The sequence below is a fragment of the Paenibacillus sp. MABNR03 genome (assembly GCF_050455445.1).
Classification (GTDB): Bacteria; Bacillota; Bacilli; order Paenibacillales; family Paenibacillaceae; genus Paenibacillus; species Paenibacillus xylanilyticus.
The window spans coordinates 158,965-177,104 of record NZ_JBCIYR010000004.1 but is presented as its reverse complement, the minus strand read 5'-3'; the positions used below and the strand labels follow the sequence as shown (position 1 = coordinate 177,104).

Genomic DNA, 18,140 nt, shown 5'->3' with positions numbered 1-18,140 from the left:
GAGGGCATGATTATGACATATTATTCTCAATTCCCTATGAAATTGATGATTATTTCTTTTTCCCGATATACAGCAGATGTGACGATATTCCCAGAATTGACGGATCTTGAGCCATCTCAATCATAAATTGGATCAGCTCATCATACTCGCCACGCTCCTTCCAATACTGCTGCTGCTCTTCAGTGAGCATGGCCCCAAGGCTGGATGATCCAATCAGATTTATCGTTTCAAATCCCTGTTCCTCCATAAACGGCTTAATATTCGGAATGTTGAAATAGTACGCTCCTGTAAATCGACCCTGATCCTGATGGTCGAATGTCCCCTTTTCAACAAAAGAACGAATAGCACTCATATGATCATTGGGCTTCCATTGCTGGGGAGACTGCAGCGAGGTAATGCCCATTCTCATTCGGCTCTGCATCGCGATAAAGACCACGCCATCCGGCTTCGTCACCCGGTGCAGTTCCTTCATAGCCGCTACCCGCTCCTGCTCCGCTTGCAGGTGATACAGCGGTCCCAGCATCAGCGATGCATCATACGTTTCGTCAGGAATTCCTTCCATACGGGTCGCATCCAACACGTGAAATCCTTCGAATTGACTCATCAGACCGAACTCCTGAGCCTTCTGCCTTGCGATATCCACAGAAGCAGGTGTCAGGTCTGACAGTGTCACATGGTATCCAAGTTTCGCAAGTTCCATGGCATATTTCCCTGGCCCTGCCCCATTATCCAGAACAAGTCCTGCTGCAGGAAGATGTGCTCGGATGTAATGCATGTTAATGATGAATTCCAGCGGCTCCCGCTCCAGTCTTCCCCATTCGTCAAATCCGGAATAATAGTTAATGATTCGATCTCTTGTCATCCGTCCGACACCTGCCTTCTTCTCATATTGAGGCCATAAAACACAAATAACCTGCCACCTCAATTAAGAGGCGACAGGTTTGACCTTCGCGGTACCACTCTTCTTCATCCTGGACAGTGACATGGCAGATTACCAAAACTTACTGTCATAGGAACTCAGGACCGGATGACGGGGGTTAGCCGTCAGGATCTCTTTGCAGTCAGCATGTGTGACTGATGGTTAATCCTGCCGCTCACAGGCGAGTTGGGGACAGGGATGGACTGCCTTGCACCATATCGGCAGTTCTCTGGGCCAGCCTTTATCCTTAATGCTCCTGATCATTGCGTTTTGCTGTTAAATTTCAGACAGTATATATCACCCATATATTTCCTGTCAACTCATTCAGATCAACTGCGCAGATAATCTCTTCAACTATGTAACACACGATGATGAACTAGATCTTTTTCACAAATTCAGACTTCAGCTTCATTGCGCCCAGACTGTCGATTTTGCAGTCAATATCATGGTCACCGTCAATCAGACGAATGTTTTTCACTTTAGTTCCCTGTTTAACTACCAGTGAGCTGCCTTTAACCTTCAGATCCTTAATGACCGTCACGGTATCTCCATCATTCAGTACATTGCCGTTGGAGTCACGTACGACTTTGGTATCTTCGGCACTTTCGGTTTCCGATTCCAACGTCCACTCATGTGCGCACTCCGGGCAGATCAACAGATTACCGTCCTCATACGTGTATTCAGAATTGCATTTCGGGCAGTTAGGCAAATTAGACATATGGTTTAAACGCTCCATTCATTTTTTGTGTCTTCTCGCAAGTATAAGGGATTCCTCATGTTCCTTCCAGCCTATAGGACACGTTAAAGCCATGATAGTCCTACTCCACGTTCGGTTAATGGAATTTAAACCAAATTTAAGGTTCACCTCTCCGTACTTTAAAACTAATCTTATACGATATACCTAACCGGAAGAGATTCCCGAACATATTTAATTTCAGATTCATGCTAAATTGCATAATTAGAGCCGGGTTGCAGCCCGTCCATGACATATTTCTAATCAAAGGAGTTCCTTTTCATGTCCATGTCCATGTCATCCTATGTTTTCCCTGTTCAAACCGCTTTTTTTATCTTTGTGATCATCTCCATGTTTCTGCTTGTTCCGTGGCTGATCTATGGTTATCGCAAAGACGGATTTTTTAGCTGGTCCCGGTTTGGCATCAGCTTTTCCTTTATCTTTTATATTCTGGCTGCGTATTGTCTTGTCATTCTGCCATTCCCGACGACGCGAAACACATGCGCGCAGCAAGCAGCCGACACGGTATATTACAATCTCGTTCCATTCACTTTTGTAAAAGATATTATGAAAGAAACGCCGATTGTATGGTCTCAGCCAGCCACCTATGTCGGGATGATTCAGGGCAGAGCCTTCCTGCAAATATTGTTTAATGTCCTGCTCCTCATGCCGCTGGGTGTATATATCCGGTATTTCTTTCAAAAGAGATCCTACTGGAAGTATGCCTTAATTGGCGGATTTGGCCTTTCCCTGTTCTTTGAAATTACGCAAATCACCGGATTCTACGGTTATTACAACTGTCCCTACCGCCTGTTCGATGTTGATGATCTGCTGTCAAATACATCAGGGGCCGTGCTTGGATTTTTTGCAGCTCCTATACTGCTTGCGTTGTTCCCATCGCGTGCAAGCATTCAGGCGAAGAGTGAGCAGATTGTGGAGGAAAACAAGGTATATCCTATACCTCAGCTGCTCGCACTGATCATTGATGGTGTGGTCGTTGTTTTCATATCGAACCTGCTCTCCATCTTCAGTTTATCGAATACCAATCTCATCACCAGTGCAGCAAATACGACCATTGCGCTGCTCATTGTATTATTCTTCATTCCAACCGTTCGAGATGGTAAAACGCCAGGCTCCGCCCTCATGCGTTTCCGGTATGTCCGCAGGCAGACGGATAAGCCGTCCATGCGAGCCCTGTTTAAACGCTGGCTTGCACTCTACGTTCCATGGCTCATTTTCACCATGATCCGGCTCATTAACGACTATGCATTTGTAAATAACGATTCAGTGCTTGAGCCATATAAAGTATGGATTTCGGTCGGTATTATCGGCCTCTATATGCTTATGTTTGCAGCAATCTTCATCCATGTTGTGCTGGTGCTCTTCTCCAGAGGCGGCCGGGCATTCTATTGTGATCATGTATCCGGTATTAGAGCTTCCCGCAAGTAAATTTAGCAGTCCGTATTACAGTTTGGTGAGCAATCGTTTAGAAATTGGCAAAAGAAAGGCGTCTCCCGTCAGGAATGACGGAAGGCGCCTTTGATGTGTGTACCGTGACGTCACGAGCCGTTCGTTTACACGCCAAGCAGTTCCCGCTTGGATGCTTCTGGATCATGCACCAACTCAATATCATGATTAAATATTAACGTAGCACGATCTTCCTTATAAGCAGGCCAGTTCACACCATCCGTCTCCGGACGGCCATGCTTGGCAAAGGAAAGCCAGGCATCCTGCACCTTGCCTGCCAGCTCTGCAGCCGCGGCATCCGGTTCGGCATTCATAAATTTCAGCACAGGCAATGTATTAAAGGCGAAGAAGATATCAATGCTGTGGATCGACTTTTTCAGCAGCGGATGCTCCGGCATGACCCAATCGAAGCGGTACATCCATACAGGGGCGTATTTCTGTTGTGCAGCGGCATATTGCAGTGCTGACCGCCAGAAGAACAGATCGGTCATGACCTGGGCCTGTCCGTCTGCCGTTTTGGGATAGCTGTCCGCGATCGCTGCACGATTCTCCAGATCCGGCGTCATAAAGTCAACTGCTTTTACCATATTGATCTCTTCCGAATACGGTACATGCGGCTGAATGAACAGTGAACCTTCATGCAGGGTAGTACCGATCAGAACAGGGATGCCCTGGGCAGCGCCCTCACGAACAGCTTCTAATGGAGATTTCGGCAAGGTTACGCCATCCAGCACGGGCTGGAATAACAAAGCCATGGCAGCACCGCTGTGTTTTTTGACCGCTTCGCCAGCTGCAACGATCTGCTCAGCCGGAATGGTTTTCAGCTTATGTAGATCATGCGGTTCCACGCCCAGTACCTTCAGCATCGCGCTGCGGATCTCCGCGGCTTGCTCTGCCGGCATGAATTGGGACGCACCACTCTGCATAATGGCCCGGTGGAACAATCCCTTGGCCGCCGGCATCGCCATTAGGGCCGCAATGCTCATGCTGCCTGCAGATTCACCGAACACCGTAACGTTGCCCGGGTCACCTCCAAAGGCTCCGATGTTGTCCTTCACCCACTGCAGGGCAGCAACCTGATCCAGCAGACCCACATTGGTTGCAAAACCATCGCCCAGCGGTGCCATATGCATGAATCCGAGCGGCCCCAGACGGTAGTTCATTGTCACAACGATAACGTTCCCCCGGAGGACCAGTTGTGTACCATCATACAGGGGCTGGCTTCCCGCGCCCGAGGTGAATGATCCACCATGAATCCATACCATGACCGGGAGTGGATCGCTGCTTTCTTTTTCAGGTGCCCAGATGTTCAGGTAAAGACTGTCTTCCGATTCAACGGGAGGCTCTCCGGCCATCCCCTCCGCTTGGTGATTTCTTGGCTGTATATTTTCAGGACCGAATTTCCTGGCCTCTCGGATCCCGTCCCAGGACTCGGGCTGAACAGGGGCTTGGAAACGCAATTCACCCACGGGTGGTTTGGCATAAGGGATGCCTTTCCATACCCTTGTTCCATGCAGATGCTCACCCTGAACTATACCGTATCTCATGTTAACTTGAAGTTCTTCCATGTGGCGTATACATCCTCTCTTTTTTCAATTTTCTACTACTATTGAGTATAGAACTCCACAAGACCAATTTACAAGTTTACCCAAAAACAGCCCGGAGGATACGTTTCACGTGGAACTTTTACTTACACAGCGAAGACTCCGCTGCGAGTTTCGGCGAAGTCTTCTATGCCCAGCTAACATTTGAACATCGTATCCGCTGCATTCATCCATCTCAGATTGTTCACATGATTGGATGCTGTCTTACGAATCATTACCCTACATGTCGACCTTCACTTTCACTGGATACGGTATTGTATACTCTGCACCCTCGATCCAAGTCCCCGTCACATAATTCCGTCCCTTGACGACAACCCGATCAGCGTACACATCCACCTGCAAACCTTGACTTCCCTCCAGATGCTCATCCTCATCCGTCCACAAGTATGCTACGGAAGCGGCATTAAACATCGTTGGCAGCTGACCGCCGGCTTCAACCATGGTGCGGGGTGCCTCCAGTTGCCAATGGGTATGTCCTGAGAACAGAATCACCTGAGGATAGCGACTCAGAACAGACTTTACTTCGGCATCCTGGTTCACGCCATACCAGCCCTGATCTTTCATCGAACCGGCAACGGTATCCATCAGCGGCTGATGCAAAAAGACAAAAATCGGTCGGTCAGGAGAAGCCTGCTCGGACAATGTTGTTTCCAACCACGCTAGTTGTTCGGCAGACATATCACAATCCTTCGGATGGGGCTGCTCCGAACCCAGAAAGATATAATGATAACCATGGATCCAGTGGTCGTGATACGAACCCTTCATGCCTGTGGTGGCTGTGAAATCATTCAATCGTTTCTGCCAGATTCCCTCCGTTGTAATAGGAGCGTCACCAGTTGTATTATTTCCTTCACCCATACGCTCTGGATGACCCAGCACTTCACCAACCTCATACGGTGTCATCGTCGTGAGATTTAATGGAGGGTCCTGCCACAGAATGGCTCCGATATCATGATTGCCTACGGTATAACGTATCTCGGGCAGTGCATCCCGTTGAGTATCCAGGATACGCTGCAGCTCTTGGTATTCTTCCGGCAGACCGCGATCGGTCACATCGCCCACATGCATAATCCCACTGCTATCCTTCGCATACGATGTGATGTCAGCGAGCGCCTTCTCCAGATGACGATTGTAAATATGGTCAGCTTGATCTCTCACATGGGTGTCGGTGATAACCTGAAAGCTGACTAGTGGTTGTTCAAGATGATGTCCATTTTCCATTAGGAATCACTCCATTTCAGTCCGATAATACCAATCAGGATGAAGCCCATCCAGACCATTGACATTGCCTTCAGTCGTTCTCCCAGAAAGTAATGTCCCACAACCCCAATTAGCGTTATGCCTACCCCTGACCAGATCGCATAAGCGACACCAAGAGGCATATATTTCACTGCAAAATTCAATAGGGTAAAGCTTGCCCCATAACAGACAAACATAAAAATGGAAGGCCACAGGCGGGTAAAACCATCGGATACTCTCATCAGAATTGTGCCACTCAATTCCAGCCCTATGGCCAGTGCGAGCAATACCCATCCTGTGTAGGCATGGCTCGTCATCCAGTCACCCCAACTTCCAGCAGTTCATGAAATGAACGTACCGTACGGTCAGATAGTTGGATCTGTGCAGGGTCGCCTACAGCAATCTTCCATGCGGCTCTTGCAGCGCGTGCCATTTCCATATCACCATCGGTATCACCAATGACCACAGACCCGCTAACCGAGACACCCATACGCTCACAGGCCAGCATGAGCATGTCAGGAAACGGCTTGCCCCGTCCAACCTGATCTGTCCCCACGACCACGGTGAAAAAGGAGTCGATTCCCATCCACTGCAGATGGCGCAGAGCGCTCTCCGTCTCATCTGCAGTAACTACGCCCATCTTCAACCCCTTATCGCGACACTGCTCCAAAAATGCACGTACGCCGGGAAGCGGCTGAATGGGACGTGCCTTGTTCATGGCATATTCCGCCTGCAAAAGACACTCCCTCACGATGATTTTGGCTTCTGCCCAACTCAGTCCTGCACGGTACCCATGCCACGTCAGCACGGCATACACTTCCTCCATCGTACCCATGGCGAGGGGCCCCCGCACATCATATCCATTCATTCGGCCCTGCTCATCATGGAAGGTCCCCCAGATCTGGGGGACCTCTTCCTCAGCAAACAGAAGACCGCGGGCGGCAAGCTCTTCTCTGAAGTTTTCCATTATGCAATCTGTCCAGAAGCCCCACATAACCGTAAAATCCAGCAGGGTTCCATCCTTGTCAAACAGAATCGCCTCAATCGCGGTAGACGAAATCCCCAAATTCAATTCAGACATCGTTTAAGCTCCTTATTTCACCCGATCCAGTTCCTTCTGAGCCTTCTCTTTGGCTTCCTTGAGGGCCTGTTCAGCAGGCATATTGTTAATCTGCACCTGGTCTGCCGCATCCTTCAACGCTTCGTTGATCTTGCCGCCAGTCGGATCCTGGAATGGAGCGGAAGCATGCGCTGCTTGTTGAAGAGGGACCTTGATTTGTGGATTTTCTTCACTGAACGCTTTGAAATCCGGATCTTCCTGCGCAGACTGACGGACGGCAATGTATCCTGTGTTCATGGACCAAGCCGCTGTGTTGGCAGTCTCCGAGAAATACGTCAGCCATTGGTATGCCGCTTGCTGCTGTTCAGGACTTGCTTCAGCCGGGATGCCGGCCATGATTGCACTCGCTATCGGTTTGCCTTGTCCTACACCTTCCCAGCCTGGTTGCTCCATGGCTGCCACGATACTGAAGTCCAGGTCGCCCTGATCACCGCTGGAGCCGGTGTAGCCTGCTGCTTTATTTTTCATGACATCATCAATCGTTTTGTACCAATATTCCCAGCCCTGTCCGCCAAAGTGAATGCCCATAATCTTGTCCTCGTGAATCCATTTGCGGAACAGTTCCCACGTCTCTACCCACTCCGGTGAATCGATCATCACCGTCTTGCCGTCATCACTCAGAATCTGTCCGCCCTTCCCAAGCACGGCGTCGATCATGTTATCACTGCCCCACATCGGCTCCCAGCCGTAGAAGGTGGTTTTGCCATTCTCCTGCTTGGTCATCTTCGCGGCAGCATCCGCCAGCGCTTCCCATGTCGTCAGACTTGCAGGATCGATCCCATTCTCCTTCAGGGTATCCATACGGTAATACATCACTTGGGTGGTTCCGTACATCGGCAGGAAGTACTGCTTGCCATCCACTTTTCCCTGATCCAGGAACGTTTGGACATAGTCCTCTTTATTGAAGTCCTGATCCGCAGCAATCATCTCATCCATGGATGCATAATATCCTTTGCGGGCCCAGTCCATATTGGCACTAAGTACGGCTGCGGGTACCTTTTTGGAAGCAATCGCTGCCTGCAGCTTCTGTTCGGTTTCTGTATAATCCGCTTGCACAATACCTTTGACGACCACTTCGTTCTGGGAAGCATTGAAGGCGTCAATTGTTTTCTTCATGTTATCCCCCAGGTTACCCCCCAAGCCGTACCAGAATTCAATCTCTACCGGACCGCTGGACGCCGAATCCGCCCCGCTCGCCGCTGCATCTGATCCTGTGCCTGAGCCGCTGCCCGCTGTGGAACCACATGCTGTGATCAGAGCAAAGCTCGCCGCCAGAACCAGTGACATGCCTCCTTTCCACCTGAGTTTCCATTTTTTCTTCCACGCTGTACTCGCAAATTTCCAATTCATTTTGATTCCTCCTATATAGATATGTTGTGAAAATCAGTTTTTGTTCACGCCAGCTGTCATGTTTACACTTTGCATGATCGTTTTCTGGGTAAACAGGAAGAGAATGAGCAATGGTGCGATGGTAAACGCACTGGCTGCCATAATCTGCGGCCAAGCCAGTCCATAGGCTCCGCCCTCCACGAAAAAGCTGCGCAGCCCCGCTGAAACCAGCTGCAGATTCGGATCTTTTGTAATGAGCATCGGCCAGAAATAGTTGTTGTACTGGTCGATAAATGTAATCAATACCATCACGGCAAATGTTGAGCGAACCAGTGGGGCTATGATGGTCCACAAAATGCGGAAGTGAGACGCCCCATCCAGCTGCCCGGCTTCCACCAGCTCATGAGACACCTGCATGAACGCCTGACGAATCAGGAAAATGGAGAACACACTGACACAGTTGGATACAATCAAGCCTGTATAGGAATCCAGCAACCGAAGCTCGCTGAGTACCAGATAACTGGGCAGATAAACTGCCGTACTCGGAATCATATACCCGACCAGAATAAGTCCGGTGAGTACGCCCTTTATTCGAAAACGCATATGGGTCAAGGCGTAAGCCATCATGCTGGAGTTGATGATTTGGAACAGACAGATTGCAGCAGCTACACCTGTGCTGTTCAACATGTAACGGGCAAATGGCGCCGACTGCCATGCATCCACATAATTGTTCCAGCGGAACGTCTCCGGCCAGAAGGTCGGCGGGAACTGCCAGATCTCATCATTGGTCTTGAAGCCGCTGATCACCATCCAGTAAAAAGGGAAGGCCATGCCCAGGCTAATTAACGCGAGCAGCAGATAACGGATTGCGGTACCCCATAATTTCCCCGCACGGGGAACCTTCTTCTTTTGCGTCTTCTCACGACTCGAACCTCTACTTGTTTGTTGTTTACTTATTGCGGTCATGTCCATTAGTAGTGCACCAGGCGTCTGCTGAGCAGGAACGATATGCCCGACAGCAGTACGCAGATCAGAATAATGACAACAGCAATCGCCGATGCCTCGCCTACGTTGAAAGATTCAAACGCAGACTGATAATACATATAGAGCAGTGTTCTCGTTGATCCGGCGGGTCCCCCCTGCGTCATTACATTGATCTGATCATAGGCCTGAAGGGACTGGATTGTCAGAATGATAGACAGGAAGAACGTGGTTGGCGAGATCAATGGCAGTGTAATACTTCGAAACTTGTCCCAGCTCCCTGCCCCATCTATGGAAGCGGCTTCCAGCAGATCGGATGGCAGGTTGCGCAGGGCAACCAGATAGAACACCATGGACCAGCCAATGGACTTCCAAAGGGTGACGATGAGAACAGCCACAAGTGCCCAGTCCGCATCCCGAAGCCAGCCAATGGGGGATACGCCAACCCAACCCAGCATGAGGTTGGCAAGTCCAACCTCCGGTTCAAATATCCATGACCATGCAATGGATACGGCTACCGTTGGTGTCACCCAAGGGGAAAACAGCAGCGTCCTGAACACTCCGGATGATTTGATCCGGCTGTTCATGAGCAGTGCCAGCGCCAGTCCACCAACAATGGTTGGCACAACACTCCCTAATCCGAACAATAAGGTCACCTTCAGCGATTGGTAGAATTCGGAGTTGGTTAGCAGATAGCTGTAGTTCTCCAAACCAACGAACAGTTTGTCCGGACTCATGAAATCCCAATCCGTAAAACTCAGATAAACAATGTATCCCAGAGGCCCGAGCCAGAAAACGAGCAGCGGGACCAGAGCGGGAAGGGTGAACAGAATTGCCTCTGTTTCCCTCCATAATTTCACACGCAATTCACACACTCCTCATCGTTCAATTTTTATTTAACATTAAGGATAAACTCGTTTAAAATTGCTCTATATTCTCTTCCGTACAAAAATGATTGTATAATACATTTGAAAAAACAAATTCCGGGTTATGTTAAAATCTCGGGAAGTCATGTAAAATATGAAAACGTAAAAGGAAATCCCATCCATATACCAGAGGTGAGATTGTGGGAAAAGATGCAGCCGGGGACCAGGATCATGTTGCGATGTCCTATCGGCGTGAGCTGAGGGAGAAAGTCATCAACGCGATTGCCCATACCATGGATTTATACGGAGTGAATCATTCCTTTGGCCAATTGTATGGCATTATGTATTTCGAGGATCGACCCATGACACTGGAAGAAATGAAGAATTCCATGAACATGAGCAAGAGCAATATGAGCTATGCCGTACGTTCTCTTACAGAGTCACAGATGATTTACAAACTGGAGGAAAAGCGAGAGCGGCAGGATCTTTATTTGGCGGAAACAGACTTTTTCCGAACGTTCCAAAACTTCTTTGGAGCCAAACTCCAGCGGGAAATCGACGTCATGCAGGAAAGCCTTCAGGAGGTTATTCCGGAGTTATCCGAAATTATTCTCGCCAGAACGACGCTGCCTGAGGAGCGGGAGGAAGCTCTGCGGGATTTACACAAGCTTCAGCACGCGGAGCAGTATTATCAGTGGCTGCAGGGGTTTGTAAACCAGCTGCGGGATGGCGGTTTTTTTTGAAAATGCTCCACAAGAAAGCGGACAAAGCAGTTGAAATTGCAGAAACGTGCAAAAGTATACACAATGTGATGAATAAAGCACCTACAGTTCGTTGAAATGACGCACATGTAAAATTACCTCTATTCGTATGTGATAGTTCGTTAAAACCAAAAAAGGTCACCCCTTCGGGTGGCCCTTTTAGTGTTCACTTCTACTGACGCTTATTTGTGTGCTGCGGCTTCAATATCTGCATAAGCCCAGTGTGTTGCGGGTACATCGGTAAATGTAACACTGGACATTCCAGGTGCCGGTGTACGCTTGAACAGCACATTTAACACTTTTACTGCTTCAGCTCGAGTCAATTTGTTGTCCGGTTTGAACGTACCATCCGTGTATCCGGTCATCAAACCAGCAGATTGCACATACGCGATTGCTTCAGCAGCCCAGAAGTCTGTAGATACATCTGCAAAGGATGCGCCAGGTTCACTAGCTGCTGCAGCATTGGATTGCTGCTGCATCCAGCGGTAAGCAATGGCTGCCATTTGCGCACGAGTGATTGAACCTTCTGGCGCAAATAGAGTCGAACTCATACCATTCATGATGCCTGCAGCCTGGGTCTGTTCAATGTTGCTGGCAGCCCAGTGAGTTGCAGCTACATCCGTAAAGGTAACGGAGTTCGCTGTCTCTGTTCCCTCCGACAGGTTCCGCGCCAGCATGGCTGCCATTTGTGCACGGGTCACGAATGCATCTGGACGGAACTCATCCCCAAAGCCATTAATATATGGTTTGTGTGTATCTTGCGATGCTTTCAGACCATCCACAACAACCAGCGTGAACGTGCTGAATTTGCTTACTGTAAATTCAATGCCTTCGCTGCCATCATTCAGCTTGACCAGCTTGCCTTGAATCAGCTCTTTGGTACCGTCACTGTGCTCAATGTACACAGCCAGGTTGTCCAACGCCTGCTGACGTGCAGCTGCATCTGTCGGCAGACTATCGCGCAGCGGCAACGTCAGTGTGACTTCACGACTTTGCATATTCGTTTCAATCTCTACCGGACGAGCCAATACGTTTACGTCTGCATTAGGTTTAATTTGCTGAATCAGCTGCTCTTTCTTCGCGCGTTCTTCCACTTCTTGGCGCTGGGATTCCTGCTTCATCGGAACGATGCGGAAATACAAATCTTGGTCGAAGCCTGCGGTCGAACTCGTTGGAATCGAAATGATTGCATTCTCTGTTGAGATCTCCAGCTTAAGTCCGCCGTCATTCAGCAGTTTTACCGCTGCTTTTGGCAGTTCAATGCGAGTCTCGGATACGGAATCTTTGGCGTCCGGAATAACGATGCGCGCTGTATCCATGCCAAGCTGTTTCGCTTTTTCTACGGACTCTCTTGCAGTCGCTTCAGACATCGTTACAAGATCCTTCACCTTACCGTCTGTATTGGTTGTACGTGTAATCGTTGTTTTCACCAAATTGGTCCCATTGGTACCATTCACATCAACCGTAAGTGTTTCCTGGTTTGTTGCTGGCGCCGATGTTACAGGAGTGGATGAAGATCCGCCACCGGTGCTTCCACCACTGCTTGGCGGATTGGTAACCGGAGTTTTGGGTTCAAAAAACTCGTCAAATGCGGATTGAACCTCCGTATAGCTTACATAACCATTAGCCGGTCTCTTGTCCAGCATCCATTGTGCAAGCTTTTCGATCTTAGACTCATCGCTCGACAACTCTGTCAATCTCGAAAAGTTCAATGGGAAATCCTCAAATTTCCCCTCTCCTGCCTGGTTGTTGAATTCTTCAACCTCTTGTTGAATCATCAGAAGTGTAACCAAAGTCTGACTCATCTCGCCCGTAGTGTCTACATTAAAGGAAGGAGAAATGGTCAAGATCATAACCATGCCGAGCACAGCCTGATCCACTGACAACTCCTCTTGTTCCATCACAAGGCGGGCCAAATAAGCAATCATTTTCTGATCTACAACAGATCCATCCACATACTTTTTGCTGAGCATACGGAATTCTTCAAACTCTTCAATGGAGAAATAATCATCTACTTGAGAAAGCTTCAAATAGAAATTATCCAAGTGATTTTGCATCTCAGACTGACTGGTTGCCTTGTAGGCAAGCACGGCTTCATATGCAAGCTCAACTGTATACCTCACTTGTCCTTCAACATCATAATCATACTCATCTGGAAGCAAATCAATCACAGCTTGGGCTACAGCTAATTGCTCTTCAAGGGTAAGATCATTGAATCCCGCAGGAAGTGTTACAAGCTCAGGGCTGTTGCGGATAATAGATAGAACATCATATACATTTTCTGCATCCACCGCTTGGTTCAGTTGTTCCATTGGTGTCCGAAGCACATTTTCTGTAAAAGTTAACGTCGCCGATTCACCAGCAGGGACATTACCGTTAGCTTTAACCCGAACCAAGACGGTGTACGCCCCATCAATGCGCGGATTTTCTTCCGGCACGTAAGAGAACCACTGCGCACCACCATTCAATGAATATTCCATTGTAGAATCCGCACCGATTATAGTGTTATTGATATCATCCGCTTGAACATTAGGTGCAGGCGGTGAAACTGGTGGGGCAAAAAATGCATTAAAAGTTTCCTGGATTTCACTGTATCCGGTATATCCGCTTACGGGCCTTTTATCAATCATCCATTGGGCCAGTTCTTTGTATCTTGCAAATGTAATGCCATCTACTTTATCAAGATTGAGCGAGAATACTTCCATCAATTCTCCCGTAGATGCATCCAGGTTATACTGCGTTGATTCCTTCTGTAATAAACGTAGACGTACCAATGCATTGTACATTTTGGTTTGGTTCGTCAGAGTGTTGATTGGTCCATACGTCGATAATTCGGTAGATAGCTGCTCACTATACTGATATACAGGTATAGAACTGCGCATAATATCAAATTTAATGTTGTATGCTAAAATTTGCTTATCTACTGCTGACAAATCACGATACTTTTTCCCGATACTGTAGAAGCTCTGGATGCTGGAATCCATATTCGCACTAAATACCTCAGGCAGACCCATCAGCATGCCAAAATACGTTGTAACCTTCTGCTCTACGCTCAGTAAATCACGGGTTTGAAGAATACCGCGTGGGTAATTAACCAGATCAATCACATATTGTACTTGATCTTTACTTACATATTCCTTGCTTCCGTTCATATAAATTAAAAACTCAGCCATAGATTCTTTTTCGTTATTAGTCCAGCTGCTAAAATCGGCGGGGAGGTTAACTCCCAATTGGGGATTTTGAACTGCTGTGAGTACCCCAGCCACATTCTGAGCCGTTTTTGCCAGATTTATTGGCTCAAGTGGGTCTGTTCCACTGTTTTCTGTAAAATTCAAGGTTGCAGCAAGACCTGCCGGGGTATTCCCGTTCGTTTTCACACGTACTTTAACAGTTACATTACCGTTGAATACGGGTGGATTTGAGGAAATATATTCGCTCCAGTTCCCGTCATCATTCTGACTATACTCCATCGTACCGTCTGCACCCAAGATTACATTGGCTTCATCATCCGCAGTAACTAGTGGTGCGGCTGGTGCGAAGAATGTATCCAATGCAGTTTGTACTTCTGCTACAGTGTTATATCCACCAATTGGTCTTTGATCAATCATCCACTGTGCCAGCTCAGCTCTCTTTTGCGCATTATCTATCATGGCAGACATCATGCCCAGATGTACTGGGAGGGGCAGAGCGCCACTGTCTGGACTTGTTTCAATGAACTGATTAAACATAATCCCTGTGAGGTAGAGGTTAAATAGAACACTTTCCATCTCTACGGCATTAAGAGCTGCATTTATTCCATGATAATTTGACAGCTCACTTATCATGTAGTCAATCTGGGTTTCATAATTGATTGAATCCGCAGAACCTACCGTTGCATTTGAAAACTGCATCCAGCTTGCAAAGATCTGTTTATCGGCCCCCAATAACATGTCGTGCTTTACACCAGCATCATGCATCCGAATGGATAATTCACTTTGAAAGTTTTCTGTTGCTTGTCCAAATAAATGATACATATCGTTCAGCATTTGCTGCACAATGTTGTTATCTGTCTGTTTGGGATAAAGCACCAAGGAATTCAGTACGTTGAAGAAATATTGGGCCTGGCTAATACTATCGTAGCTATAATCTTGCGGAAGCAAGTAAACCATCCCTCTTGCGATTTCCCCTTTTTGATTCTCGTCCATGGATGTATATCCATCTGGTATCGTTAAAAAACCATTTTGATCAATAATGCGTTGGACCTCAGCAATGTCTGCGTTCCTCTTAGCTTCATTGAGATCCCCTAGTGGTGAAGCCGCATTCGCTACTCCTCCTACACTAAAAACCTGTAAAAACAGAACCGCAACTAATAAACAACTTACCAGCTTTCTATAAAGCATAAACCTGTATCCTCCCCTTCTCTATTCCATTCTAATGTCCTATAGTTTAGGCCTATTGTAGTACACAACTCTGAACGGATTCTGAACAATCAATCCAGTAAATGGAAAAAGATCCTTTCTGGAGGTAAAAATCAGGTCGAATCTTAAATATTTTTCGTCATTATTCATCATTTTTCGATTTATATGTAATGATAGAGACCTACATTGCCCTTCTTCCTTTGCATCCAATCAGCATCTTTCCACCTTGCAAAATCCACGTGCTGACAGATAAAAATAATGGTCAGTAATTACGTGAACGCAACCATTTGTGTAAGCCTTATCAATCATCTATAATTTCGTTCAGATGCACAATATTGAATAATTTTGGAACAGGTATAGGAAATTAGATGATCTACTCAGACTGAACGATGGAAAAGGAGGAACTGCATTGCTGCAGCTTACCGAGAAACAGGCACAGGAAATCGTCGACAAAATGATGCAGGACATCCCCTACAACATCAATATCATGAACGAGGAAGGCATTATTATAGGGAGCGGTCAGAAGGAGCGGGTCGGTACGGTTCATCAGGGGGCTGTTCGGGCACTAACTACAGGAAGTCGAATTGAGGTCTGGCAGGATGGTAGATTGGAGAAAATGGGCACCAATGAGCCGATTGGTATCAACAATCAGCATGTCGGTGTGATCGGAATTTCCGGCCATCCGGACGAAGTCCGTCCGTTCTGCAACATTGTGCGGACAACTGTTTCTCTCCTCATTGAACAACGGAATCAACTGGAGAACCTGGCCCATGAGGCCTCCCGCAAAAAGGCTTTCCTGGAACGTCTGTTGAATCATTCCGGTTCCTACTCCATGAAGTTCAGGAAAGAAGCATGGCAATATAATCTCGATCTGCAATTGCCAACGGTTCTTCTATATATGAGGGCCCTCGTGAATTCACCTGAATTTAATGAAGAGTTCGGCAAAGTTTTGCTGAAATTCCCCTCCTTCTCTATTGAGGACGAAGGCAATGCACACATCGTCATGATTCAGAGCGAATCAGACCTTGATCCCCTGGTTCAGCAATTACAACTGGAACAACCTCACTGCTTTATTTCTGTTAGCCGGAGAGAACCCAACATTGCCGTATGTTATGAACAGGCAAGGTCCGCCATGAATATTTTGTTGGCACTTCAGCCGGCTGCAACTCTTATCCGTTACGATGAGGTGCAATTTCTGGTGCAGTTCAGCAAAGCCCGCCTAACTTCTCAGGCCAATATCGTCAGCAGGCTGGAAGATCATGCGGATCTGCTGGACACTCTCCGCAGCTTTATCCATCATAATGGCAGCATGACCATAACAGCCACCGATCTTAATATTCATCGAAACACCCTGCAATATCGCCTCAAACGCATACAGAGCGTTACGGGCAGGGATCCACGAAACCTGCTTGAACTGATTGAACTTACCCATGGACTGCTCGCGTTCTATCAGTAGCACCAGCTCTAAACAGCAAAGAGACGGGCACACGATACCTGCACTCCTGCAGGAACCATCCCCCGTCTCAATCATTTTTTTCTTCAATTACAACATTTAGATCTAGAAACACAAGCCCAACTTCAGTACCCTCGCAATATTCTCCATGGTGCGCTCCACATTCTCCGGCCCTTCACAAAGCAGCTTACCCAGATCGGCTGCTCCCGGGACAATACCGAACACGGCATCGATCCCCTCACTATACAGTGTATCGATTCCTTCACCAACACATCCTGCGATGGCAATAACCGGTTTGCCTGCTTCCTTGGCTGCCTTTGCAACGCCGTATGGTGTTTTGCCGAATTTTGTTTGAAAATCGATTCCACCCTCGCCTGTAAACACCACATCTGCATGGTTCAGCTTACCCTGCAAACCTGTATATTCGATGACAATCTCAATGCCTTTACGCAGAACAGCCTGGGTGAAAATCAGCAATCCTGCACCCAGTCCACCTGCTGCTCCTGCGCCTGGAACATCCCGAATATCTTTATCCAGCTGCTGCTTCACCACCTCCGCATAATGGGAGAGGTTGGCATCCAGCAGCTGTACCATTTCCGGTGTAGCCCCCTTCTGCGGTCCAAACACCCTTGAAGCACCATGCTCCCCGTACAGCGGATTGGTCACATCACAAGCGACAATGAGCTCCACTTCCTGCAGACGTGGGTCCAAGCCGGATACATCGATATGGGCTAACTGGTTCAGAGCACCGCCACCACGGGCAAGCGGCTGACCTTGAGCATCCAGAAACTTCGCCCCCAGCGCTTCGGCCATGCCAGTACCGCCATCGTTGGTGGCACTGCCGCCGATTCCGATAATAATTTTGCGAATTCCGAGGTTCAGACATTCCCGAATGAGCTCTCCTGTTCCATATGTCGTCGTACGGAGCGGATCTCGGGTGTCCTTGGTTACCAGATGAATCCCACTGGCCGAAGCCATCTCGATGGCTGCCGTTTTACCGTCACCCAGAATGCCGTACTGTGCAATGACCGGCTGACCAAGCGGCCCACTCACCTCTTTACGGTGAATGGCACCACTGGAGGCATCTACCAGCGATTGCACCGTCCCTTCGCCGCCATCCGCCATAGGCACATGGACGTAACTCGCTGCCGGATAGATTTTACGCAATCCTTTTTCCATCGCGATACAGACTTCCTTCGCCGTCATGCTCTCCTTAAATGAATCCGGTGCCAGTACAAATGTCTTCTCTCCCATTCTTCTCACCCCATCCT

Annotated in this window: 14 protein-coding genes; 3 read left to right on the top strand and 11 right to left on the bottom strand. The window is 48.0% G+C overall.

What is annotated here, in order from left to right; all coding sequences use genetic code 11:
• Positions 1-49 precede the first annotated feature (49 nt).
• Positions 50-862, bottom strand: a complete 813-nt coding sequence (locus AAIH57_RS20555) for a class I SAM-dependent methyltransferase (protein ID WP_430022821.1) — start codon at positions 860-862, stop codon at positions 50-52.
• 433 nt (positions 863-1,295) lie between these two features.
• Positions 1,296-1,637, bottom strand: a complete 342-nt coding sequence (locus AAIH57_RS20550; RefSeq protein WP_175396963.1) for a zinc ribbon domain-containing protein YjdM — start codon at positions 1,635-1,637, stop codon at positions 1,296-1,298.
• 297 nt (positions 1,638-1,934) lie between these two features.
• Here AAIH57_RS20550 and AAIH57_RS20545 point away from each other — a divergent pair, with 297 nt between their 5' ends.
• Complete coding sequence (locus tag AAIH57_RS20545) at positions 1,935-3,101, top strand: VanZ family protein (protein ID WP_430022820.1); 1,167 nt, start codon at positions 1,935-1,937, stop codon at positions 3,099-3,101.
• A 125-nt stretch (positions 3,102-3,226) separates the two neighbouring features.
• On the opposite strand, the gene AAIH57_RS20540 is transcribed toward AAIH57_RS20545, so the two are convergent.
• The 7 genes from AAIH57_RS20540 to AAIH57_RS20510 all read right to left on the bottom strand — a co-directional run bounded on the left by AAIH57_RS20540 (position 3,227) and on the right by AAIH57_RS20510 (position 10,258).
• Positions 3,227-4,687 carry a carboxylesterase/lipase family protein gene (locus AAIH57_RS20540; protein ID WP_430022819.1) on the bottom strand — a complete coding sequence of 487 codons (1,461 nt, stop codon included), beginning with the start codon at positions 4,685-4,687 and terminating at the stop codon, positions 3,227-3,229.
• 255 nt (positions 4,688-4,942) lie between these two features.
• Positions 4,943-5,944 carry a metallophosphoesterase family protein gene (locus AAIH57_RS20535; protein ID WP_430022818.1) on the bottom strand — a complete coding sequence of 334 codons (1,002 nt, stop codon included), beginning with the start codon at positions 5,942-5,944 and terminating at the stop codon, positions 4,943-4,945.
• Positions 5,944-6,279: a DMT family transporter gene (locus AAIH57_RS20530; protein ID WP_175396966.1), complete on the bottom strand. Its 336-nt coding sequence runs from the start codon at positions 6,277-6,279 to the stop codon at positions 5,944-5,946. Before AAIH57_RS20530 ends, AAIH57_RS20535 begins: the two co-directional genes overlap by 1 nt.
• Positions 6,276-7,043: an HAD family hydrolase gene (locus AAIH57_RS20525; protein WP_430022817.1), complete on the bottom strand. Its 768-nt coding sequence runs from the start codon at positions 7,041-7,043 to the stop codon at positions 6,276-6,278. Before AAIH57_RS20525 ends, AAIH57_RS20530 begins: the two co-directional genes overlap by 4 nt.
• A 12-nt stretch (positions 7,044-7,055) precedes the next feature.
• Complete coding sequence (locus tag AAIH57_RS20520; protein WP_430022816.1) at positions 7,056-8,432, bottom strand: ABC transporter substrate-binding protein; 1,377 nt, start codon at positions 8,430-8,432, stop codon at positions 7,056-7,058.
• Positions 8,433-8,465: 33 nt separating this feature from the next.
• Complete coding sequence (locus tag AAIH57_RS20515; protein ID WP_246310956.1) at positions 8,466-9,383, bottom strand: carbohydrate ABC transporter permease; 918 nt, start codon at positions 9,381-9,383, stop codon at positions 8,466-8,468.
• Positions 9,383-10,258: a carbohydrate ABC transporter permease gene (locus AAIH57_RS20510; RefSeq protein ID WP_175396969.1), complete on the bottom strand. Its 876-nt coding sequence runs from the start codon at positions 10,256-10,258 to the stop codon at positions 9,383-9,385. Before AAIH57_RS20510 ends, AAIH57_RS20515 begins: the two co-directional genes overlap by 1 nt.
• Before the next feature lie 239 nt (positions 10,259-10,497).
• On the opposite strand from AAIH57_RS20510, the gene AAIH57_RS20505 reads away from it, so the two are divergent.
• Positions 10,498-11,001 carry a GbsR/MarR family transcriptional regulator gene (locus tag AAIH57_RS20505; protein ID WP_175397093.1) on the top strand — a complete coding sequence of 168 codons (504 nt, stop codon included), beginning with the start codon at positions 10,498-10,500 and terminating at the stop codon, positions 10,999-11,001.
• Positions 11,002-11,201: 200 nt separating this feature from the next.
• Here AAIH57_RS20505 and AAIH57_RS20500 read toward each other — a convergent pair whose 3' ends face one another.
• Positions 11,202-15,398, bottom strand: a complete 4,197-nt coding sequence (locus AAIH57_RS20500) for a DUF4073 domain-containing protein (protein WP_430022815.1) — start codon at positions 15,396-15,398, stop codon at positions 11,202-11,204.
• Between the two features lie 427 nt (positions 15,399-15,825).
• Between AAIH57_RS20500 and AAIH57_RS20495 the strand changes: the two genes are divergently transcribed.
• Entirely contained in the window at positions 15,826-16,872 is a 1,047-nt protein-coding gene (locus AAIH57_RS20495; RefSeq protein WP_430022814.1) for a CdaR family transcriptional regulator, read from the top strand.
• A gap of 102 nt (positions 16,873-16,974) precedes the next feature.
• On the opposite strand, the gene AAIH57_RS20490 is transcribed toward AAIH57_RS20495, so the two are convergent.
• Positions 16,975-18,123 (bottom strand): glycerate kinase family protein, encoded by a 1,149-nt coding sequence (locus AAIH57_RS20490; protein ID WP_430022813.1) that lies wholly within the window; start codon positions 18,121-18,123, stop codon positions 16,975-16,977.
• Positions 18,124-18,140: the final 17 nt, after the last annotated feature.